This window comes from Pseudomonas sp. GW821-FHT09C10 (assembly GCF_059418085.1).
In genome coordinates this window covers 179144-200030 of the sequence record NZ_JBWKPE010000009.1, presented here as the reverse complement: position 1 = coordinate 200030, position 20887 = coordinate 179144, and the positions used below count along the sequence as shown (strand labels likewise).

Annotated in this window: 20 protein-coding genes; 4 read left to right on the top strand and 16 right to left on the bottom strand. The window is 63.9% G+C overall.

Annotated features, from left to right (window positions below):
* Positions 1 to 9: 9 nt before the first annotated feature.
* The 12 genes from AC07OT_RS18615 to AC07OT_RS18560 form a co-directional block, all read right to left on the bottom strand.
* A complete protein-coding gene (locus tag AC07OT_RS18615; protein WP_495108724.1) occupies positions 10 to 1416 on the bottom strand; it encodes an amidase in 1407 nt (468 codons plus the stop codon).
* Positions 1413 to 2681, bottom strand: coding sequence for a Zn-dependent hydrolase (locus AC07OT_RS18610; protein WP_495108723.1), 1269 nt, complete (start codon positions 2679 to 2681; stop codon positions 1413 to 1415). The genes AC07OT_RS18615 and AC07OT_RS18610 overlap by 4 nt, the downstream gene beginning before the upstream one ends.
* Before the next feature lie 13 nt (positions 2682 to 2694).
* Complete coding sequence (locus tag AC07OT_RS18605; protein WP_495108722.1) at positions 2695 to 3390, bottom strand: ABC transporter ATP-binding protein; 696 nt, start codon at positions 3388 to 3390, stop codon at positions 2695 to 2697.
* Complete coding sequence (locus AC07OT_RS18600; RefSeq protein ID WP_027606164.1) at positions 3390 to 4139, bottom strand: ABC transporter ATP-binding protein; 750 nt, start codon at positions 4137 to 4139, stop codon at positions 3390 to 3392. Before AC07OT_RS18600 ends, AC07OT_RS18605 begins: the two co-directional genes overlap by 1 nt.
* The gene (locus AC07OT_RS18595; RefSeq protein WP_495108721.1) at positions 4136 to 5146 is read right to left on the bottom strand and encodes a branched-chain amino acid ABC transporter permease; all 1011 of its coding nucleotides are present in this window, start codon (positions 5144 to 5146) and stop codon (positions 4136 to 4138) included. Before AC07OT_RS18595 ends, AC07OT_RS18600 begins: the two co-directional genes overlap by 4 nt.
* A 1-nt stretch (position 5147) precedes the next feature.
* Complete coding sequence (locus tag AC07OT_RS18590) at positions 5148 to 6008, bottom strand: branched-chain amino acid ABC transporter permease (protein ID WP_065923782.1); 861 nt, start codon at positions 6006 to 6008, stop codon at positions 5148 to 5150.
* 67 nt (positions 6009 to 6075) lie between these two features.
* Positions 6076 to 7278 (bottom strand): ABC transporter substrate-binding protein, encoded by a 1203-nt coding sequence (locus tag AC07OT_RS18585; RefSeq protein WP_495108720.1) that lies wholly within the window; start codon positions 7276 to 7278, stop codon positions 6076 to 6078.
* A 123-nt stretch (positions 7279 to 7401) separates the two neighbouring features.
* Positions 7402 to 8172 carry a FadR/GntR family transcriptional regulator gene (locus AC07OT_RS18580; protein WP_115487043.1) on the bottom strand — a complete coding sequence of 257 codons (771 nt, stop codon included), beginning with the start codon at positions 8170 to 8172 and terminating at the stop codon, positions 7402 to 7404.
* Between the two features lie 107 nt (positions 8173 to 8279).
* Positions 8280 to 9029 carry an alpha/beta fold hydrolase gene (locus tag AC07OT_RS18575; protein ID WP_495108719.1) on the bottom strand — a complete coding sequence of 250 codons (750 nt, stop codon included), beginning with the start codon at positions 9027 to 9029 and terminating at the stop codon, positions 8280 to 8282.
* 107 nt (positions 9030 to 9136) lie between these two features.
* Positions 9137 to 10549 carry an efflux transporter outer membrane subunit gene (locus AC07OT_RS18570; protein WP_495108718.1) on the bottom strand — a complete coding sequence of 471 codons (1413 nt, stop codon included), beginning with the start codon at positions 10547 to 10549 and terminating at the stop codon, positions 9137 to 9139.
* Positions 10542 to 12512: a MacB family efflux pump subunit gene (locus AC07OT_RS18565; protein ID WP_495108717.1), complete on the bottom strand. Its 1971-nt coding sequence runs from the start codon at positions 12510 to 12512 to the stop codon at positions 10542 to 10544. The genes AC07OT_RS18570 and AC07OT_RS18565 overlap by 8 nt, the downstream gene beginning before the upstream one ends.
* Before the next feature lies 1 nt (position 12513).
* Positions 12514 to 13683: an efflux RND transporter periplasmic adaptor subunit gene (locus AC07OT_RS18560; RefSeq protein ID WP_495108716.1), complete on the bottom strand. Its 1170-nt coding sequence runs from the start codon at positions 13681 to 13683 to the stop codon at positions 12514 to 12516.
* A 255-nt stretch (positions 13684 to 13938) separates the two neighbouring features.
* Here AC07OT_RS18560 and AC07OT_RS18555 point away from each other — a divergent pair, with 255 nt between their 5' ends.
* The 4 genes from AC07OT_RS18555 (at position 13939) to AC07OT_RS18540 (ending at position 17995) form a co-directional block, all read left to right on the top strand.
* On the top strand, positions 13939 to 14421 hold the full coding sequence (locus AC07OT_RS18555; RefSeq protein WP_065923789.1) for a sigma-70 family RNA polymerase sigma factor: 483 nt from the start codon (positions 13939 to 13941) through the stop codon (positions 14419 to 14421).
* A 119-nt stretch (positions 14422 to 14540) separates the two neighbouring features.
* Positions 14541 to 15878: a lysine N(6)-hydroxylase/L-ornithine N(5)-oxygenase family protein gene (locus AC07OT_RS18550; RefSeq protein ID WP_065940206.1), complete on the top strand. Its 1338-nt coding sequence runs from the start codon at positions 14541 to 14543 to the stop codon at positions 15876 to 15878.
* 66 nt (positions 15879 to 15944) lie between these two features.
* The gene (locus AC07OT_RS18545; RefSeq protein WP_065940205.1) at positions 15945 to 17165 is read left to right on the top strand and encodes a putative DNA modification/repair radical SAM protein; all 1221 of its coding nucleotides are present in this window, start codon (positions 15945 to 15947) and stop codon (positions 17163 to 17165) included.
* On the top strand, positions 17162 to 17995 hold the full coding sequence (locus AC07OT_RS18540) for a TIGR03915 family putative DNA repair protein (protein ID WP_141155476.1): 834 nt from the start codon (positions 17162 to 17164) through the stop codon (positions 17993 to 17995). The genes AC07OT_RS18545 and AC07OT_RS18540 overlap by 4 nt, the downstream gene beginning before the upstream one ends.
* Before the next feature lie 52 nt (positions 17996 to 18047).
* On the opposite strand, the gene AC07OT_RS18535 is transcribed toward AC07OT_RS18540, so the two are convergent.
* The 4 genes from AC07OT_RS18535 to AC07OT_RS18520 are packed head-to-tail and all read right to left on the bottom strand — an operon-like array spanning position 18048 to position 20796.
* The gene (locus tag AC07OT_RS18535) at positions 18048 to 18545 is read right to left on the bottom strand and encodes an Lrp/AsnC family transcriptional regulator (protein ID WP_053138651.1); all 498 of its coding nucleotides are present in this window, start codon (positions 18543 to 18545) and stop codon (positions 18048 to 18050) included.
* A 5-nt stretch (positions 18546 to 18550) separates the two neighbouring features.
* The gene (locus AC07OT_RS18530) at positions 18551 to 19381 is read right to left on the bottom strand and encodes an ABC transporter ATP-binding protein (RefSeq protein ID WP_065940203.1); all 831 of its coding nucleotides are present in this window, start codon (positions 19379 to 19381) and stop codon (positions 18551 to 18553) included.
* Between the two features lie 3 nt (positions 19382 to 19384).
* Positions 19385 to 20098, bottom strand: coding sequence for an ABC transporter permease (locus AC07OT_RS18525; protein WP_495108715.1), 714 nt, complete (start codon positions 20096 to 20098; stop codon positions 19385 to 19387).
* Complete coding sequence (locus AC07OT_RS18520) at positions 20095 to 20796, bottom strand: ABC transporter permease (protein ID WP_027606180.1); 702 nt, start codon at positions 20794 to 20796, stop codon at positions 20095 to 20097. The genes AC07OT_RS18525 and AC07OT_RS18520 overlap by 4 nt, the downstream gene beginning before the upstream one ends.
* Positions 20797 to 20887: the final 91 nt, after the last annotated feature.

The following is a 20887-nucleotide window of genomic DNA, read 5'->3' as shown; positions in this document are numbered from 1 at the left end:
CATTTGGATCTACGGTGTTGGGGTGATCGGTGTCTGTAAGTGCCGGGTCGGAAACGCTTTGGCATACACCCGGCACACTCGCAACACCTGCTCATCGGCAAACCGCGCGCCCACCACATGCAACCCCACCGGCAAGCCATTCGCCGCCAAGCCGCACGGCACCGACGCCGCCGGCTGCTGGGTGAGGTTGAAGGGGTAGGTGAACGGCGTCCACTCGGTCCATTCCTGCATGCCGGAACCGGGCGGTACGTTGTGCCCGGCCTCGAACGCGGTGATCGGCATCATCGGCGAGACCAGCACGTCGTAATGCTCGTGGAACGCCGCCATACGGGCCACCAGCGCGGCGCGGGCTTCGAGGGCTGCGTTGAAGTCATCCAGGCTCAGTTGCTCGCCACGCTGGGCAATGCGCAGCAGGCCAGGGTCCAGCAGTTGTTTCTGTGCGTCGCTCATGGACCCGGTCAGGCGTGCCGCGCCCGCCGCCCACAAGGTGCTGAACACCTCCAGCGGGTCGCTGAAACCGGGGTCGATCTGCTCGACATGGGCGCCCAACTGCACCAAGCCCTCGACCGCCTGGGCAACCACCTTGGCCACCTGCGGGTCGACATCCACGTAGCCAAACGTGGGGCTGTAGGCCACGCGCAGGCCGTTCAAATCCGTCTGCGGCGTGAGCCATGGCGTGGTCCTCGGCGCACCGATCAGGCCATCCCGCACATCCGGTTGTGCGACGGCCTGCAGCATCAACACGCTGTCTTCCACGGTACGGGTCATCGGCCCCAGGTGCGAGAGGATGGTCATCGAACTGGCCGGCCATTGCGGCACATAGCCGAACGTCGGCTTGATCCCGAAGGTGCCGGTAAACGCGCAGGGGATGCGGATCGAGCCGCCGGCATCGCTGCCTTGGTGCAGCACGCCCAGGTTCAGCGCCGCTGCCGCCCCCGCGCCGCCAGACGAACCGCCCGCGGTGGTGCGGGTGTCCCACGGATTGCGCGTGATGCCGTACAGCGGGTTATCGGTGACGCCTTTCCAGCCGAATTCCGGGGTGGTGGTCTTGCCCAGCAGCACCGCGCCGGCCTTGCGCATAAAGGCCGGAAAGGGCGCGTCGACGTCCCACGGCCCCTCGGCCGACGAGGTGCGCGAGCCCTTGCGGGTGGGCATGCCGAGCGTCAGCGTGAGGTCCTTGATCGACGCCGGTACGCCGTCCAGCGCGCCGCAGGGCGCGCCCTTGAACCAGCGTGCTTCCGACGCCCGCGCCGCGTGCAGCGCACCCTCGGGGTCGACATGGCAGTAGGCGTTCACCACCGGGTTGTAGCGCTCGATACGCAGCAGCGCATCTTCGGTGACGTCCACCGGCGATAAGGTCTTGTTACGGAAATGCTCCAGCAGTTGCACCGCTGTCAGTTGGCCCATCTCACTCATGCCCTGTCTCCCTGCGCCGCGTTGACCATGGCGCGCAGCAATACCGCGCAACCGGCCGCCAGGTCATCCGGCGCGGCGTTTTCGATTTCGTTATGGCTGATGCCGCCTTCGCACGGCACAAAGATCATCCCGGCCGGGCCCAGCTCGGCGACGAAAATCGCGTCGTGCCCGGCGCCGCTGACGATGTCCATATGGCTCAAGCCCAAGGCGCCCGCCGCATCGCGCACGGCGTTGACGCAGGCCGGGTGGAAGTCCAGGGGCGGGAAGTCGGCGGTGGGCGTCAGTTCGAAGGTCAACCCGTGCCGGGCTGCTGTGGCTTCGATCACGCCGCGCACTTCATCGACCATGGCCTGCAGCTTGTCGGCATGCAGGTGGCGCAGGTCGAGGGTCATGTGCACCTGGCCGGGAATCACATTGCGCGAACCCGGATGCAGGCTCAGGCAGCCGACCGTGCCGCAGGCGTGAGGTTGCTGCTGGTGGGCGATACGGTTGACCGCGCTGACCACCTCGGCGGCGCCGACCAGGGCGTCCTTGCGCAGGTGCATCGGCGTCGGCCCGGCGTGGGCTTCGACGCCGGTGAGGGTCAGGTCGAACCACTTCTGGCCCAGGCAGCCCATGACCACGCCAATGGTGGTGGCCTGGTCTTCCAGCACCGGGCCTTGCTCGATATGCGCTTCGAAATACGCGCCGACCGGGTGGCCTAACACCGCGCGCGAACCGGCATAGCCGATGCGCTGCAATTCAGCGCCCACCGACAGGCCCTGGTCGTCGCGTTTGTCGAGGGTATCCTGCAAGTCGAACTTACCGGCAAACACTCCGGAACCCATCATGCACGGCGGGAAGCGCGAGCCTTCTTCGTTGGTCCATACCACCACTTCGAGCGGCGCCTGGGTCTCGATGTCCAAATCGTTGAGGGTGCGGATCACTTCCAGCCCGGCCATCACCCCGTAGCAGCCGTCGAACTTGCCGCCGGTGGGTTGGGTGTCGATGTGGCTGCCGGTCATCACCGGGGGCAGGGCGGGATTACGCCCAGGGCGACGGGCGAAGATATTGCCGATGGCATCGACACTGACGCTGCACCCGGCGGCCTCGCACCACTGCACAAACAAGTCACGGGCCTGGCGGTCCAGGTCGGTGAGGGCCAGGCGGCACACGCCGCCCTTGACCGTGGCGCCCAGTTGCGCCAGGTCCATCAGCGATTGCCACAGGCGGTCGCGGTTGATCAGCGGGGCGTTGCCCTGGAGCGGTTGCGCAAAACTGTTCATCTGCATTCTCCCGTCAGGCGCTCAGCGCCAGGTAGCGGTTCTTGATGGTCGGGTCGGCGCGGAAGGCGGCGGCGCTGCCCTCGTAGACCACGCGGCCCTGTTCGAGGACGTAATGGCGGTCGGCGAGCTTGTCGCAGACCATCAGGTTCTGTTCCACCAGCAGCACCGGCAGGCCGTCGTCCTTGACCTTGCGCAGGATCTTCACCAGTTCGTCGACGATCACCGGGGCCAGGCCTTCGGTGGGTTCGTCGAGGATCAGCAGCTGCGGATCGTTGAGCAGGGCGCGGGCGATGGCGAGCATCTGTTGCTCGCCGCCGGAGAGCGCATGGCCGGCGTTCCTGCGCCGCTCCTTGAGGCGCGGGAACATGCCGTACACGTCTTCCAGCTGCCAGCGGCTGCTCTTGCGCACGGCGATGCGCAGGTTTTCCTCGACGGTCAGCAGGCGGAAGATCCCGCGATTCTCCGGCACCAGCGCCAGGCCCTGGCGCGCGATTTCAAAGATTTTCTGCCCCACCAGCGCCTGGCCGTTGAAGTGGATCTGGCCTTGGCGCGGGCAGATGATGCCGAGGATGCTGCGCAGGGTGGTGGTCTTGCCGGCACCGTTGCGCCCGAGCAGGGTCACCAGTTCGCCGGGGTCGACCCTCAGCGACACGCCTTCGAGCACGTGGCTCTTGTCGTAGTAGGAATGGATGTTGTCAACGATCAGCATCAGGCAGCCTCCCCAAGATAAGCACTGCGCACGCGTTCATCGGCACGCACGAACTCCGGCGTGCCTTCCACCAGGATCTGCCCGTGGCTCATCACCGTGATGCGTTGGCTGATGGACATGACGATACTCATGTTGTGTTCGATCAACAGCACCGTGTGGTCGCGGCCGAGGTCGCTGATCAACTGGGTCATGATCGGGATGTCATCGATGCCCATGCCCGAGGTGGGTTCGTCGAGCATCAACAGTTTGGGCTTGGAGCAGATCGACATGCCCACCTCCAGCACCCGTTGCTGGCCGTGGGACAACTCGCCGGCCAGGGTCTCGGCGCGGGCGCTGAGTTGCAGGCGTTCGAGCACCTGGTCGGCCATCTCCAGGTGTTCGCGCTTGCTGTCCACGCGGCGCCAGAAATTCAACGCACGTGCACCGTCGCGGCCCTGGGCGGCGAGGCGCAGGTTTTCGCGCACGCTGAGGTTCTGGAACAGGCTGGTGAGCTGGAACGAGCGCGCCATGCCCAGGCCGACGCGGCCGTGGGCCGGCTTGCGCATCAGGTTCCTGCCGTCGAAATGAATCGCCCCGGCTGTGGCTTGGCGTTCACCGGTCAGGCAGTGGAACAGGCTGGTCTTGCCCGCGCCGTTGGGGCCGATGATGGTGTGGATGGTGCCGGCTTCGACCTTGAGGTTCACGCCGTTCACTGCACGGAACGCGCCATAGGCCAGTTCCAGGTCCTGGGTTTCCAACAGGATGCTCATAGCCCTTCCTCCTTGGCGACGACGGCGGCCTTGCGACGGCCGCGCACGCGCTCGAACAACGCGGCCAGGCCGCCCCACAAACCGCCGCGCATGAAGATCACCACCAGGATCAGGATCACCCCCAGCAGCATCAGCCAACGGGGCCACAGGTCGGAGAGAAAATCCCCCAGCAGCACGATGGACCCGGCGCCCAGCAACGAACCGAACAGCGAGCCGGTGCCGCCGATAATGGTCATGATCAGGATGTTCTCGGACATCGCCAGGTCGATATTCGACAGCGGCACAAAGTGCAGCAGCATGGCGTACAGCGCCCCGGCAATCCCGGTGACCGCGCCGGACAGCACGAACACCAGGATCTTGAAGTGCCGCGTGTCGTAGCCGATGGCCGAGGCGCGGGTTTCGTTTTCGCGGATCGCCATCAACGTGCTGCCGAACGGCGAGGCGATCACCCGGCGTGCGCCGATAAAGATCAGCAGGAACAACACCGCGACAAAACCATAGAACGCACGGGCGTCGGCCAGGGACAGCAGCACGGTGTCACCCAGGCGAATCTCGGGGCGCGGCACGCTGAGCAGGCCGTTGTCGCCACCGGTCCAGTCGCTGAGGGTGTAGGCGACAAAGTACGCCATCTGGCTGAAGGCCAATGTGAGCATCACGAAGTAGATGCCGGTGCGCCGGATTGCCAGGGCACCCACCAGCAAGGCCAGGAAGCCACCGGCGATGGCGGCACCCAGCAGCGCGGTGAACAACCCCAGTTGCAGGTGGATCATCAGCAGCGCCGCGCAGTAGGCGCCGGCACCAAAGAAGATGCCTTGGCCGAATGACAGCAGCCCGGTGTAGCCCAGCAACAGGTTGCAGGCCAGGGCCGCCATGGCAAAGATCAGGATCTCGCTGGCCAGGGTCGCCGAGGGCAATAGCACGGGCAGGCCGATCAGCACCGCCACGACCCACAGCACCATGGCGCGCGATTGGGTTTTGGCAAACGGCAGGGGATTTTTCTCGCTCATGTCAGGCTCTCCCAAACAGGCCGTAAGGGCGTACCAGAATCACCACGGCCATGGCGCCGTAGATCATCAGGCTCGCGCCTTGGGGCCAGAGTGTGGTCATCAGGCTTTGCACCACGCCCACCAGCAAACCGCCGACCAGCGCACCGCTGAACGAGCCCATGCCGCCGATCACCACCACCACGAAGGCGATGCCGAGAATCTCCGGGCCAACGAACGGCTGCGCACCGCGCAACGGCGCGAACAGCACCCCGGCCATGCCGGCCAGGCCCACGCCGAGGGCGAAGGTCATGGAGAACAGGCGGAAGATATTCGTGCCGAGCAGCGACACGGTCTCGGTGCTTTCACTGCCGGCGCGCACCAGGGCGCCGAAGCGCGTGCGCTCCAGCAGCAGCCACAGGCCCAGGCCCACCAGCCCGGAAAACACGATGAGGAACAGGCGGTAGTAGGGGTAGACGAAATCACCCACCACCAGCACGCCGCGCAGCAGTTCCGGCACGGCGACGCTTTTGCCCACCGGGCCCCAGATCATCACGCTGGCTTCCTGGATGATCAGTGCGATGCCCAGGGTGACCAGGATCTGGAACATGTGCGGCAAGTGATAGATCCGCTGGATCAACAGCCGCTCGATCACCCAGGCCAACGCGGCCACCACCAGCGGCGCAATCAGCAGCGCCAGCCAGAAGTTGCCGGTGAGGCTCACGGCGGTGTAGCAGATGTAGGCGCCCAGCAGGAAGAACGCGCCGTGGGCGAAGTTGACGAAGTTGAGCAGGCCGAAAATGATCGTCAGCCCGACCGCGATCAGGAAGTAGATCATTCCCAATCCAAGGCCGTTGAGTATCTGGAACAGGTAAAGATTAAGCATGCAGAAACCCTCGAACAGGTGGCCGCCCGGGCGGCCCTGCCGTGTACAACGGTGGTGTTTTAGCGGATCAGGCGAGCGTGCAGCCCGTGGCTTCCACCGGCGGGAAGGACTGGCCGGCGCTGAGCACCTTGGCCAGGTCATCCTTGTCGGCCATCTCGCCGGCGGCCTTGCCGACCAACAGGTAGTAGTCCTTGATCACCTGGTGGTCGCCGGCGCGGATCGACTCCTTGCCGGTGGGGCCTTCGAAACTCAGGCCCTGCATGGCCTTGGCCACGGTCGGCCCGTCGAAGCTGCCGGTGGCGATGATGGTGTCGAGCATGACTTTGGTGCTGATGTAGTCGGCGGCCAAAGGGTAGGTGGGGTTGATGCCGTACTTGGCCTGGGTCAGCTTGACCAGTTCGCGGTTGAGCGGGGTGTCGACCTGATGCCAGTACTGCGCGCCGAGGTACACACCGTCGAGGATATCGCTGCCCAGTTCCTGGAACTGGTCGAGGCCGGCGGACCACACCAGCAGCACTTTCATGCGCTCCTTGATGCCGAAGTTCACCGCCTGGCGCAGGGTGTTGGACGACTGGCTGCCAAAGTTGAGCAACACCAGCACATCCGGCTTGGTGGAAATGGCATTGGTCAGGTAGCCGGAGAATTCCTGCTCCTGCAGCGAGTGGTAGCTGTTGCCGACATGCTCCAGGCCATGTTCCTTGAGTACGTTTCTGGCGCCTTCGAGCAGCGCTTCGCCGAACACATATTGCGGCGTGATGGTGTACCAGCGCTTGGCATCCGGCAGCAGCTTGATCAGCGGCACCATGGTTTCGCGGATCGCGCCGTAGGTGGGCACCGACCAGCGGAACGTGGCGTGGTTGCAGTCTTTGCCGGTGACTTCATCGGCACCCACCGGGGTCATGAACACGCCGCCGACCTTGTCGACTTCCTTGGCCACCGCGAGTGCCGACGACGACAGCGTGCAGCCCTGGAAGAACCGCGCGCCGTCCTGCTGGATCGCTTCCTGCACCTTGCGCACGGCCTTGCCGGCATTGCCCTCGGTGTCGATGACCTTGTAGTTCAAGGGGCGGCCCAGTAGCTCGGTGTGTTGTGCCACCGCCAGGCGCGAACCCATGTCGGCAAACTTGCCATAGCTGGCAAAGGCGCCGGACATGGACTTGAGGCCGTAAAAGGTAAAGGGCTCGGCGGCGAATGCCGAACGCACGCTCAGCGGAAGGCTGAAGGCGGCGGCCGCGGTAAGACTGGCTTTCAATAACGTACGACGCTGCATGGGGTGACTCCCTGGTTTAGTTATTGGCAGGAGTAGCAAGGGCGATACGGTGGAGCAGGGCCTGTGGGCAGGCCTGTTATTGGGATAACGCAGTGAATGCAGTCAACTGTGGGCGGGGTGTTTTCAGTGGTTGTGATCGAACTCCAGTAGAAAGTGCGGGCTGACCTGGCCTTCCAGTGCGGTCATATGGTGTTCGGCGTCGCACATATGTTCATGCATCAGGCTGCGTACCGCGCCTTCATCCCCGGCGCGAAAGGCGCTCAGCAGCTGTTTGTGATAGTCGAGGTTGGCGGCGTCGAACTGCTTGCGCTTGGGCTTGTAGGCTTTTTTCAGTACCACCAGGTCGCGCAGCAGGTCGTTGAGAAATTGCGCCATAAAGCTCAGCAACGGGTTGGGACAGGCCTTGGCCAGCAGGTTGTGGAACTCCAGTTCCGCCAGGCGTTGCTCGCGCTGGCCGGCTTCGCTGTCTTCGGGGGCGCTGCAAAAATCCACGTTGTCCTGCAATGCCCGGTAGTCGTCCTCACTCAGGCGCCCGAGCACCGACACCGCCAGTTCCACTTCGATGACCTTGCGCAACTGGTACACCTGCTCGCCGTCCAGGTGCTGGAAGTGCAGGTAGTTACGCAGCGCGCGGCTGGCGGGTTCGGTGCCGGCCTGGTTCAGGTAGGCACCGCCGCTGGGGCCGGTGCGCGTACTCACCAGCCCCTCGACCTCCAGGGCCTTGAGCGCTTCACGGGCCGAGCCCTTGGAGCACTGGAAGCTTTCCATCAGCTCACGCTCGGTGGGCAGGCGGTCGCCGGGCTTCAAGGCGTCGGTGACGATGGAGCGCTTGACCGACTCGACAATCACGTCGGACAGCTTCTGGCGTTTGCGGCGTAGCGGGCGAGTCAGCATGGGTTCGATTTATCGTATTAATGCGGATAAATAGCACTTAATAACGATTGCGACGGAGCGTCAACGCAGGGTGTCGTTTTCGGCGGCAACAGGTCGTAAACGACGCGCTACTCCCAATTACCCGAATCCAGGCAGCGCGTGGACGGGGGCGGTTGCCTGCCATAGGCCAGGAAGTCGCCGACCCATCGGTTGATGCAGCCGCTAGCCGCCGTCTGAGCGGGCTCCTTGAGGCGCAGCTGCTCGACCAGGGGCGCAGCCTTTTCTCCGTAGGGAGCATTGACCAGCACCATGCGCGCGACGCGTTCCGGATACAGCGCCCCGTAGTGGTTGCCCAGCCGCGTGGCGTCAGCATTGCCCAGGTAAAGCAGCTGTGCATCGCCCAGCTGGGCACGTACGAACTCCATGTCCCGAGCGGCGTGTTCGACGCTTTTGTCGTGTTTGAGGTCGCGGTGGCTGAGTTCGATGACGTCATAGTAATTGAGCAGCCTGCGGTAAGCCTGAGTGGAGTAGTCGCCCCAGCGGCTGGCCAACTGAATGGCGAAGGTGCCGCCGGTGTTGCTTCTCGAGGCGTTGCCGGCCTGGGCAAAGACCAGGCCGGCGCGGTTCAGCGGCTCGCGGGCGCCCACACGGGTCAGGTAGAGACGCATGCTGCCTTGACGCGGCGCAGCGTAATTGCGCGGTACGGTCACGATGCCGCACTGGGTGCGCGCGAGCACCTCGGGGTCCAGGCCCTCAACGTGGGGCAGCGGGCAGTCCAGCAACCAGTCGATGGCGGTGGGCTTGATCAGGGGCTCGGCATGGCCAAGGCTCGCCAGCAGCCAGAGACAGGCGCACGCCAATGAGTTTGCAGCAGTCATCGAGAGGTCCTGGTCAGCCGTGGGATGGCGGCTGTTTTACCAAGGACCTGGGGTCGAAGAATGTAGGTTGAGAAAACGGATTGCGTACGAAATCAGAGTTTTGTTTATCAGATATCAGTCTTCCAGCCGCCACCCAATGCTTTGTACAAGGCGATGCTGGCCTGCAGGCGTGACAGTCGCAATTGCACGTTCAAGTCCTGGGCGGCATACAGGGTGCGCTGGGTTTCCAGTACCGTCAGCAAGTCTTCGGCACCCGCCTGGTAGCGGCTTTCGGCGATCTGGAAGGCGGTTTGGGCCTGTTGCAGTTCTTGGGTTTGCCAGTGGCGTTGCTGGTCCAGGCGCGTGATGCTGCTGAGGGCTTTTTCCACATCGGCAAAGCCGTTGATGATCGCGCCGCGGTAGGTTTGTAACAGCTCATCCTGGCGCGCGCGGGCCTTGTCGCGCTCGGCGCTTAAACGGCCGTTATTGAAGATCGGCCCGACCAGGCCGGCCGTCAGCGTGTAGTAGGGGCTGCGCAGGACGTCCACGGCCTTGTAGGCATCGGAGCCGAGCGTGGCGCCGAGGGTCAGGGCCGGCAGCATGGCGGCGCGGGCCACGGTGACGTCCGCCTGGGCGGCTGCCAGTTCGGCCTCGGCCTTGGCAATGTCCGGGCGGCGGCTGAGCAGTTGGCTGGGCAGGCCGGCGCCGATGGTTGGCCAGGTCAGCGCCTGGAAGGGTTCGGCGCCCAGGTCCAGGGCCTGGACCGGCTGGCCGAGAAGGGCGGCCAGGGTGATCTGGGATTCTTCGGCCAGTTGTTGAATCAACGGCAGCTGGCGTTGCTGGCTGGCCACCAGGCTGTTCTGCTGGGCCAGTTCCAGGGCCGTGGCGGAGCCTGCGTCGTAACGGGTCTGCACCAGGTCGAGGACGTTACGCGCATTGGCCAGGTTCAACTCGGCGATCTGCTGGCGTTGGCGGGCCGCGAGGGTTTGCGCATAACGGTCGGCGACGCTGCTGAGCAAGGTCAGCTCCACGGTCGCCTGGTCGAACTCGCTGGCGCGCAGGCTGTGCAAGGCACTGTCACGGGCGGCGGCGCGGCCACCCCAGAAATCCACTTCGTAGCTGGCGGTGAGGTTGGCGCCGAAATTGTTCACGGCGTCATCGCTTTGTGAGGCGTCAAGGTCCGGCCCGCCCGTGCCGTGCAACAACTTCTGGTGGCTGGCGGCAAGGTTGAATTTCACCTCGGGCAGCAGTGGCGCCCCGGCAATCACCGCCGTGGCCTGGGCCTGGCGCACGCGGGCCATGGCAGCGGCCACGTCGAAGCTGTCACGCCGGGCCTGGTCGACCAGGCGGTCCAACTGCGGGCTGCCGAACTGCGTCCACCAGCGCTGGTTGGTGGCCTGGGCGGCGTCGCGTTCGGCGAACTGCCAGGCGGCCGGCGGCGCAATAGCGCTGTCCACGGCGGGCGGGTCACCGGCGCAGGCCGTGAGCAGCAGGCACAGGCCAAGTGCGGGCAGGTACGGGGGGATGGATCGTTTATTCACTGGTCAACGCCTTAACCGGATCGAGCCGGGCAGCTTTACGGGCCGGCATGAAGCCGAATACGACGCCGGTGACCAGTGCGCAACCGAATGCGCCAAGCACCGCCACCAGGGAAAACTGCACCGCCACCTTGGCCAGCACCAGCACACCACCCACCAGCAGGGCCAGGGCAATGCCGCACAGGCCACCGACCACCGACAGCATCACCGCTTCGGTCAGGAACTGGCGCAGGATGTCGCGCTGGCGCGCGCCGGTGGCCATGCGAATGCCGATCTCGCGGGTGCGTTCGCGCACGGTCATCAGCATGATGTTCATCACGCCAATGCCACCCACCAGCAGGGAAATCGCGGCAATCGAACCGAGCATCAGCGACAGGGTGTTCTGGGTGCGCGCCTCGGCCTGGATCATCGCCGCGTTGTTGGTCAGCTCGTAGTCGCGCTTGCCGTTGTGCAGCTTTTGCATCAACTGATCGATGGCCACTTCGGCCTCGTGGACCTTGCGCGCATCGGCGGCGGCAATCACCACGTATTCGGGGTTGTAGCTGCCGAACAGGCGCACGCTGGCGGCGGTGTAGGGGATGGCGATACGGTCATCACTGTCTTTGTTGCCGGAGCTGGCGCCTTTCTCCGCCAGCACGCCGATCACCTGGAACGGTACGTTCTCGATCAGGATGTACTGGCCGATCGGGTCGACCTCACCCTTGAACAGCTTTTCCCGCACGCGATGGCCGATCACGGCCACGGTGGCGGCCGCACGCTCGTCGGCCGCCGTGAAGTAACTGCCCTCGACCACCGGCCAATTGAAAATATCCGGGAAATTGGTGTCATTGCCGCCCACATAGGCCATGTAGTCGACGTTGCCATAGCGCACGCCGGCTTCGGTGCCGTTGACCGGCATGATGCGCTTGATCTGGGGCAGCGCCGCCAGCGCGGCGACGTCATTGAGGGTGACGATACCCAGCGGCGTGCGCGGGTTGGGCGATGAGCCGCTGAGGTAGAGGATGTTGGAGCCGAACGCGCCCATCTGCGCCATGACCTGGCGTTTGCTGCCTTCGCCCACGGCCAGCATCACCACCACCGAGGCTACGCCGATGATGATCCCCAGCAGGGTCAGCGCGGTGCGAAAACGATTGATCCACATCACCCGCCAGGCGGCCTGGACCGCGTCCACCAGTTCGGCCTTCCAGGCGCCATTGTGTTCGGCGCCGTCGGCCAGGCGCTGGCGCAGGTCCACGGCTTGCAACGCGCCGCGGGTGGCGGGTGGGGGCGCGGCTTCGTCATCGGCCGAGTCACTGATGATCAGGCCATCGCGAATCTCGATGATGCGGTTGGCCCGCGCCGCCACTTCGCGGTCGTGGGTGATCAGGATCACCACATGGCCCTGGCTGGCCAGTTCGTCCAGCAGGCTCATCACCTCGGCACCGCTGTGGCTGTCGAGGGCGCCGGTGGGTTCATCGGCAAGAATGATGTGGCCGCCGTTCATCAGCGCCCGAGCGATCGAGACACGCTGTTGCTGACCGCCGGACAGCTGGTGCGGACGGTTGCCGGTGCGCTCGGCCAGGCCCAGGCGCGCAAGCAGGGCGTGGGCGCGGGCATGGCGTTCGGCGGCGCTGATGCCGGCGTAGATCGCCGGCATCTCGACGTTCTCCTGGGCCGAGCCCGAGGGGATCAAATGGTAGCCCTGGAACACGAAGCCAAAGGCCTCGCGGCGCAGCCAGGCCAATTCGTCGCTGTCCAGGTGGGCGACGTTTTCCCCCGCGAATAGGTACTCGCCCAGGCTTGGGCGGTCGAGGCAACCGAGGATATTCATCAACGTAGACTTGCCGGAACCGGAAGCCCCGACGATGGCGACGAATTCCCCGGCATGGATCGACAGGTCGATGCCGCGCAACACGTCGACCTGCGGGCTGTCGCCACCGCCGTAGGATTTGCGGATGTTCTTGAGTTCGATCAGGGGCGTGGTCACCTCAACCCCCGTTGCCGTCGGCCGGGCCGATCAGCAGGTGATCGCCTTCGTGCAGGCCGTCGAGCACTTCGACCCGCAGGCGATCGCTGATGCCCAGGCGCACTTCACGTTCTTCGATGCGGCCGTTGGTGGCGACCACGCGGGCGATCTGCTTGTCGGTACTTGAGGTGCCCAGCAGCGCGGCCACCGGTGCGGTGAGGACATCCTTGACCTGGCTGGCGACGAAAAATACCTGGGCGGTCATTTCGGCCATCAACGCGTTGTCGCTGTTGTCCACGTCCAGCAGCACGGTGTACAGCACCACGCGCCCGCTGCCGCTTTTGTTGGCGCTGTTGGGGCTACCGCTGCCCTGGGTTTCATTCAGCGGCTTGGGCGGGATCGGCAGGATCTGCCGCACGGTACTGGTCCAGCGCCGGTTGCCGCCGCTGAGGGTGGTGAAGTAGGCGGTCATGCCCGGCTTGACGTGGCCGATGTCGGCTTCCGAGACTTCCGCCCACACGGTCATCGGCGACAACTTGGCGATCCGCAGGATCAGCGGCGTCTGCTGCTGGGCATTGAGGGTCTGGCCGACCCGCGCGTCCACCGCGACCACGGTGCCGGTCATCGGTGCGTAGATGCGCGTATAGCCCAGCTCCGCTTCGTCGCTGCGCAGGCTGGCCTGGGCCTGGAGAATCTGCGCCTGGAACATGTCCATCCGGGCCTGGGTGGCGCTCAGTTCGGCCTTGGCGGTTTGCACGTCTTCCTCGCGGGTGGCGTTGCCGGCGGCCAGGCGCTGCTGGCGCTGGTACTTCTGGCGGGCGAGGGCATGCTGGGCCTTTTGCTCCTGCAACTGGGCCTTGAGGTTTTCGATGGCGTAGCGGCTGGCGTCGAGCTTGGCTTTTTGCGTCGAGGGGTCGATCTCCACCAGCAATTGGCCTTCCTGCACCTGGTCGCCGGCTTCAACGTGGATCTTGCGAATCTGCCCGGACGCCTGGGCGCCCACGTCGACATACCGGCGCGGTTGCAGGGTGCCCAGGGCCGTGACGCTGTTTTCGATAGTGCCGCGGGTGACGGTGACGGTGGTCAGGTTGTCACGCCCCGGCGGCAACACCTGCCAGGCGGCGACGGCGATGATGGGAATCAGGCACGCGATAGCGAGCAAGGCGCGTCGGGCGGGTCGAGGGCGTTTCATGCTTAGGTTCCAGCCGGGAAAGTTCGGAGCGCAGTTGCGCAGAGCTCACAGTTAAACGAGAGAATTGCCCGAGGATTTAGGCTGTTACATAAGTGGTTACAGGTCTTGTGGAGAAAAAAACGGCCTGTTGGTGCAAGTCTTGTTTAAAAGTAGATGAGAATTACTATAAATTGCACCTACCCAAACTGCCATTACTGAATACGCTGTCTTTTTCGCACTCAAGGACGTAATGCCGCCACCCGGCGGCCGGGAGTCATGTTGGAAAACTACTATCGCGAGCTGGTGTGTTTCCTCAACGCCAAGCTGGGCAACCGTCAGGTGGCCGAGGATGTGGTGCATGACGCTTATGTCCGGGTGCTGGAACGTTCCAGCGAGACGCCCATCGAACAGCCGCGTGCCTTTTTGTATCGCACCGCGCTGAACCTGGTGATCGACGGCCACCGGCGCAACGCCCTGCGCCAGGTCGAACCCCTGGAGGTACTCGACAGCGAGGAGCGCTTTGCCGCGTGTTCGCCCCATGCCACTCATGACTACGGCCAACGCCTGGCCTTGCTCGAGCGCGCCCTGGCCGAGCTGCCGGCGGCCTGTCGCGACAGCTTCCTGCTGCGCAAACTCGAGGGCCTGAGCCACCTGCAAATCGCCGAGCGCCTGGGTATTTCCCGCACCCTGGTGGAAAAACACATCGTTAACGCCATGAAGCACTGCCGGGTGCGGATGCGCGAGTGGGACGCGCACTGATCACTGATCGGTTAAATTTTTTTTCACTGTCCTCGTTTCCTATCAACACATGACCTGTTGTGCAGGTCTCGAAGGTATTCCCGCCCCACCGCCAAGGGGCTTATCCAGAGGACACTGGAATGACACAGGCAATTGCTTCGCCCGCGGTTCACGACCTGATCGGTATCGGTTTTGGCCCTTCGAACCTGGCGCTGGCCATCGCCCTGCAGGAGCGCGAAAAGGCCCAGGGCAAACTGGACGTACTGTTTCTCGACAAACAGGCCGATTACCGCTGGCACGGCAATACCCTGGTGACCCAGAGCGAATTGCAGATTTCGTTCCTCAAGGACCTGGTGACCCTGCGCAACCCCACCAGCCCGTACTCCTTCGTCAATTACCTGAAAACCCACGGCCGGCTGGTGGACTTCATCAACCTGGGCACCTTCTACCCGTGCCGCATGGAGTTCAACGATTACCTGCGCTGGGTCGCGGGGCAGTTCCAGGCCCAGGCCCGCTACGGCGAGGAAGTACTGGCCATCGAGCCGATCCTGCACCAGCAACAGGTCGAGGCATTGCGCGTGATCTCCCGCGATACCCTGGGCGAGCAGCATGTGCGCACCACCCGTTCGGTGGTGGTCAGCGCCGGCGGCACACCGCGCATTCCCGAAACCTTCAAGGCCCTCAAGGGCGACAGCCGGGTGTTCCACCATTCCCAGTACCTGGAGCGCATGGCCGCCCAGCCTTGCGTGGACGGCAAGGCGATGCGCATCGCCATCATCGGCGGTGGCCAGAGTGCGGCCGAAGCCTTTATTGACTTGAATGACAGCTTCCCATCGGTACAGGTCGACATGATCCTGCGCGGTTCGGCGCTCAAGCCCGCCGATGACAGCCCATTCGTCAACGAAGTGTTCTCGCCGGCCTTCACCGACCTGGTGTTCCAGCAAGTCGGTGCCGAGCGCGAGCGCCTGGTCGCCGAGTACCAGAACACCAACTATTCGGTGGTCGACCTCGACCTGATCGAGCGCATCTACGGGATTTTCTACCGCCAGAAAGTTTCCGGCATCGCCCGCCAGGCCTTCCGCACCATGACCGTGGTCGAGAAGGCCACCCCCGGCCCCCTGGGCATCGAACTGGCTCTGCGCAACAACGCCAGCGGCGAAACCAGCGTCAACCATTACGACGCGGTGATCCTCGCCACCGGCTACGAGCGCGAGACCCACCGCGCATTGCTGGCGCCGCTGGAGGAGTACCTGGGTGATTTTGAAGTGGCGCGCGACTACCGCATCGTCACCGACGAGCGCTGCAAGGCCGGCATCTACATCCAGGGCTTCAGCCAGGCCAGCCATGGCTTGAGCGATACGTTGCTGTCGGTACTGCCGATTCGCGCGGATGAGATCGCGGCGTCGCTGTTTGAAAATGACCGTAGCCGTGGCAAGGGGCGTTCGGTACAGGATCTGCTCCTGGCCACCGCCAGCTGACAGGCTGCACTTGTGACACGGGGGGCTGGCTGATACTGTACAAAAAACCAGTATCGGTAAGCCTCCATGCAGTTGATCGAAAAACTCAGCATCCTCGCCGACGCCGCCAAGTACGACGCCTCCTGCGCCAGCAGCGGCGCGCCCAAGCGCAGCTCGGAAGGCAAGGCGGGGCTGGGCTCCACCGATGGCATGGGCATCTGCCACAGCTACACGCCGGACGGTCGCTGCGTATCCTTGCTCAAAGTGTTGCTCACCAACTTCTGTCTCTACGACTGCCAATACTGCGTCAACCGCCGCTCCAGCGACGTGCCCCGTGCACGCTTCAGCCCGGAGGAGGTGGTCACCCTGACCCTGGATTTCTACAAGCGCAACTGCGTCAGCGGGCTGTTCCTCAGCTCCGGCATCATTCGTTCGGCCGACTACACCATGGAGCAATTGGTGCGGGTGGCCAAACTGCTGCGCGAAGAGCATGACTTTCGCGGTTACATCCACCTCAAGACCATCCCCGAAGCCGACCCGGCGCTGATTGCCGAGGCCGGGCGCTACGCCGATCGCCTCAGCGTGAATATCGAACTGCCCACCGATGCCAGCCTGCAAACCCTGGCGCCGGAAAAACAGATCGTCTCGATCAAGCAGGCCATGCAGACCATCTACACCGGCGAGCAGACGGTCTTCAACGAACCCCGTGCACCGCGTTTCGCCCCGGCCGGGCAGAGTACCCAGATGATCGTCGGCGCCGACGAGACCGACGACAGCACCATCCTCCACAGTGCCGAGGCGCTGTATGGCAACTTCAAGCTGCGCCGCGTGTATTACTCGGCCTTCAGCCCCATCCCCAACAGCCCGAAAAGCGTGCCCCTGGCCGCGCCGCCGTTGATGCGCGAGCATCGCTTGTACCAGGCGGATTTCCTGCTGCGCAGCTACGGCTTCAGTGCCAACGAATTGTTCGAAGGCCCCGGCCACCTGGCCCTGGACATCGACCCCAAGCTGGCCTGGGCCCTGGAGCACCGCGAGGTATTCCCCCTGGACCTGAATCGTGCCGAGCCGACCTTGATCGCCCGCATCCCGGGCATCGGCCTGCGCACCACCCAGCGCCTGGTGGACCTGCGCCGCGAACGCAAGATCCGCTTTGAAGACCTGGCACGCATGCGCTGTGTGCTGGCCAAGGCCAAGCCATTCTTCATCACCAGTGACTACCACCCGCAACAGGCGGACAGCACCAGCGTGCTGCTGCGCGAACAACTGCGCGACCGCCCGCAGCCGCAGCAGATGGGGTTGTGGGGATGATCAGCCTGGAATGCGACAACCTTTTCAGCACCTGGCGCGAACAGGCGCGCTGGCTGCTCAGTCATCAGGTCGACCCCAGCCAGGTCAGCTGGGGCGAGGTACAGGCGGCGGACCTGTTTGCCACCGATGAGCCGATCCCCGAAGGCTTGGGTCCGTTCCAGGCGCGAATTCCCAAGGCGCTGCTGGAGCTGTTGGCGTCAGCCGCCTGTTACCACGGCGACCAGCGTTGGAGCCTGTTGTACGAAGTGCTTTGGCGCGTCAGCCATGGCGACCGCACCGCGATGCTGGCGGGGGATAAACTCGGCACTGAATTGCAGCGTCGCATCAAGCAGGTGAGTCGCGAGGCCCATCACCTGCATGCGTTTGTGCGCTTTATCGCCTTGCCGGCAGAAGCAGGGCCCGAGTTGCCGGAGTACGTGGCCTGGCATGAGCCGGCCCATGACATCCTCAAATCGGCCAGCCAGCATTTTGTCGGGCGCATGGGGCGCCATCGCTGGATGATCGCCACGCCGTTGGATGGGGTTTATTACGATGGCGAACAGTTGATTCATCAACGCCAATGCCCTGAGGCCTGGCAGCAGCTGGCGCAGAATGTCGAGGATCCCCACAGTGCGATGTGGCTGACGTACTACAGCCATATCTTCAACCCGGCGCGGTTGAACCCCAAGGTGATGGAAGGGCACTTGCCGAGCCGGTTCTGGAAGAATCTGCCGGAGGGCAGGTTGATCCCGGGGTTGATCAGCGAGGCGCGTACGGGGAAGCAGAAGGATGGGCAGGCGAAGATGATTGGCACCAAGCTCGGCAAGCGTATTTCAAGCGGGCGCGGTTAAAAGTCTGGGAGGGGCAAACCCCTCCCAGATTGGATTTCCAGTGTTTGAGGATCTAGGCCAGTTCGATGGCGGTATTCTTCACCACCGCCAACTCCGGATGCGCCACCAACTTATCGATGTGCAGCTCATCATTGTTCAGCCAGATCTCCGATACCACCCGGTAGTGCTCCATGTCCCGGCAGCGCATGCGCAGGCTGTAGTCGAACGGCCCGCTGATCAACTGGCATTCGAACACCTGAGGGCAGGCCTTCATACAGGCTTCGAAGGCCTTTTGCGCCGAGCGCCCGCTCTGGTTGGACAAGGCCACCAGCACCAGCAGCGACAGCCCGGGCGAGACCATCTGCACATCGATGATCGCGCCGTACCCGCGAATTACCCCGCGTCGCTCCAGCTTGCGCACCCGCTCCAGGCAGGGCCTGGGGGTGAGGTGCACCAGTGACGAGAGCTTTTCATAGGTGATACGCCCCTGGTGGCGCAGCACTTCGATGATCGCCTCATCGATGCGATCCAGCGCAGGGGAGGTATGGGGTCCGTTGGCCTTGGTATCCATGGGTTTCACTTCAAACGGTTGGAAAGAAATTGCTGCAAGCGCTCGCTGTTGGGGTGGTCGAGGATCTCGGCGCCGCCTTGTTCCTCGACTCGGCCCTGATGCAGGAACAGCACTTGGCTGGACACCTGGCGGGCAAAGCCCATTTCGTGGGTGACCATCAGCATGGTACGACCTTCCTCAGCTAACGTCTGTATGACTTTGAGGACTTCTCCTACAAGTTCGGGGTCGAGGGCGGAGGTGGGTTCATCGAACAGAATGATTTCCGGCTCCATCGCCAGGGCCCGCGCGATGGCCACGCGCTGTTGCTGGCCACCGGACAGGAACGCCGGGTACTGATCGGCCACGCGGCCCGGCAGGCCGACCTTGTCGAGGTACATGCGCGCGCGTTTTTCGGCTTCGGCGGCACTTACCCCCAACACCCGGCGCGGGGCCATGGTGATGTTTTCCAGTACGGTCATGTGGCTCCACAGGTTGAAGTGCTGGAACACCATGGCCAGGCGCGTGCGCAGGTTCTGCAATTGTTCCTGGTGCGGCGCACGGGCGCCGGCGCGGCCCTGGCGCATTTCGATGCTGATGCCGTCCAGGGTGATGACGCCGGCGTCCGGCTGTTCGAGAAAGTTGATGCAGCGCAGCATGGTGCTTTTGCCCGAGCCGCTGGCGCCGATCAGGCTGATTACGTCGCCATTGCGGGCGTTGAGGGACACACCCTTGAGCACTTCGTGTTCGCCGTAGCGTTTATGGATGCCTTCGACCTGCAGCTTGACGGCAGCAGTTGCCGCCTGGGTAACGGGTACATCGACAGGATAAGTGGCCAGGGCCTGCGCGGACTGATTCATGGGTTAGCCTCGGGTAGGAACAAGAAAACGCATCCAGCGACGTTCGGCCAGTCGGAACAGGCCCACCAGTGCAAAGGACAGCAGCATGTAGAGCAGGGCGGCGATGCCGAAGGCCTGGAACGTCAGGAACGTCTCGGCATTGGCATCGCGCGCCACCTTGAGGATGTCGGCGACGGTGGCGGTAAACGCCAGCGACGTGGCGTGCAGCATCAGGATCAATTCATTGCTGTAGGCCGGCAGCGCGCGGCGCAGTGCGGCAGGCACCACCACAAACAGGTTGAGGCGCCAGCCGTGCAGGCCATAGGCGCGGGCCGCTTCGAGCTCGCCATGGGGAATGTTGCGGATCGCCCCGGCGAAGATTTCCACGGTGTAGGCGCAGGTGTTGAGCACAAAGGCCAGCAGGGTGCAGTTGAGGGCATTGCGGAAAAACTGGTTGAGCAGGGCGTTGTCCTGCACCACCTCCAGGCTGTACAGCCCGGTGTAGCAGATCAACAGTTGGATATACAACGGCGTGCCGCGAAACAGGTAGGTGTAGACCTCCACCGGCCAGCGCAGCCAGAAGTGTTCCGACACGCGGGCCAGCGCCAGCGGGATCGAGAGGAAAAGCCCCAGCACCACCGAGATAATGAACAGCCACAAGGTCATGGCAACGCCGGACAACCCGGTGCCATCGCTGAACAGGTAGGCCAGGCCGTATTGCTGGAACAGTTCGATCATCGCGCCATCCCCTTGATGCCGAGGTTATAGCGCCGTTCGAGGCGCTTGAAGATGCGGTTGGAGAGGGTGGTGATCACCAGGTACACCAGGCCTGCGAGGATCAGGAAGTACAACGGCTCGTTGGTGGTCTTGCCGGCGTTCTGCGCGGCCTTGACCAGGTCCGACAGGCCGATGATCGATACCAGCGCCGTGGACTTGAGCAGCACCAGCCAGTTATTGCCCAGGCCCGGCAGGGCAAAGCGCATCAACTGCGGGAACAGCACCAGGTGAAAACGCTGCCAGCGGCTCAGGCCGTAGGCGGTGGCGGCTTCGAGTTGGCCGACCGGCACACTGAGGATCGCACCGCGAAAGTTCTCGGTGAAATACGCGCCGTAGATAAACCCCAGGGTGATGACCCCGGCGGTAAACGGGTCGATTTCAAAGTAGTCCCAGCCGAACACTTCGCTCAGGTCGTTGAGCCACAGTTGCAGGCTGTAGAAAATCAGCAGGATCAGCACCAGGTCCGGCACGCTGCGGATCAGCGTGGTGTACAGCGTGGCCGGCACCCGCAGCCATTGGGCGCTGGACAGTTTGGCGCCGGCGGCGATCAGGCCCAGGGCGAGGCTCAGGGCCAGCGCCAGGAGCGCCAGCTTGACCGTCATCCAGGCACCCTGGGCGAGCATCGGGCCGTAGCCTTGCAGGTTGAGGAGTTCGTTCATGGGGAGATCTCTAAAGGGCGCAGACATACCCCTGTGGGAGGGGGCTTGCTTCCGATGAGGGGCGTGCCAGTCGACACCTGTATTGACTGAC

Coding starts and splice junctions, on each gene's coding strand:
- AC07OT_RS18545 (WP_065940205.1), top strand. CDS start 15,945: ATGCAGTTGATCGAAAAACTCAGCATCCTCGCCGACGCCGCCAAGTAC.
- AC07OT_RS18585 (WP_495108720.1), bottom strand. CDS start 7,278: ATGCAGCGTCGTACGTTATTGAAAGCCAGTCTTACCGCGGCCGCCGCC.
- AC07OT_RS18535 (WP_053138651.1), bottom strand. CDS start 18,545: ATGGATACCAAGGCCAACGGACCCCATACCTCCCCTGCGCTGGATCGC.
- AC07OT_RS18560 (WP_495108716.1), bottom strand. CDS start 13,683: ATGAAACGCCCTCGACCCGCCCGACGCGCCTTGCTCGCTATCGCGTGC.
- AC07OT_RS18555 (WP_065923789.1), top strand. CDS start 13,939: ATGTTGGAAAACTACTATCGCGAGCTGGTGTGTTTCCTCAACGCCAAG.
- AC07OT_RS18590 (WP_065923782.1), bottom strand. CDS start 6,008: ATGCTTAATCTTTACCTGTTCCAGATACTCAACGGCCTTGGATTGGGA.
- AC07OT_RS18600 (WP_027606164.1), bottom strand. CDS start 4,139: ATGAGCATCCTGTTGGAAACCCAGGACCTGGAACTGGCCTATGGCGCG.
- AC07OT_RS18610 (WP_495108723.1), bottom strand. CDS start 2,681: ATGAACAGTTTTGCGCAACCGCTCCAGGGCAACGCCCCGCTGATCAAC.
- AC07OT_RS18550 (WP_065940206.1), top strand. CDS start 14,541: ATGACACAGGCAATTGCTTCGCCCGCGGTTCACGACCTGATCGGTATC.
- AC07OT_RS18540 (WP_141155476.1), top strand. CDS start 17,162: ATGATCAGCCTGGAATGCGACAACCTTTTCAGCACCTGGCGCGAACAG.
- AC07OT_RS18615 (WP_495108724.1), bottom strand. CDS start 1,416: ATGAGTGAGATGGGCCAACTGACAGCGGTGCAACTGCTGGAGCATTTC.
- AC07OT_RS18605 (WP_495108722.1), bottom strand. CDS start 3,390: ATGCTGATCGTTGACAACATCCATTCCTACTACGACAAGAGCCACGTG.
- AC07OT_RS18595 (WP_495108721.1), bottom strand. CDS start 5,146: ATGAGCGAGAAAAATCCCCTGCCGTTTGCCAAAACCCAATCGCGCGCC.
- AC07OT_RS18575 (WP_495108719.1), bottom strand. CDS start 9,029: ATGACTGCTGCAAACTCATTGGCGTGCGCCTGTCTCTGGCTGCTGGCG.
- AC07OT_RS18520 (WP_027606180.1), bottom strand. CDS start 20,796: ATGAACGAACTCCTCAACCTGCAAGGCTACGGCCCGATGCTCGCCCAG.
- AC07OT_RS18525 (WP_495108715.1), bottom strand. CDS start 20,098: ATGATCGAACTGTTCCAGCAATACGGCCTGGCCTACCTGTTCAGCGAT.
- AC07OT_RS18580 (WP_115487043.1), bottom strand. CDS start 8,172: ATGCTGACTCGCCCGCTACGCCGCAAACGCCAGAAGCTGTCCGACGTG.
- AC07OT_RS18530 (WP_065940203.1), bottom strand. CDS start 19,381: ATGAATCAGTCCGCGCAGGCCCTGGCCACTTATCCTGTCGATGTACCC.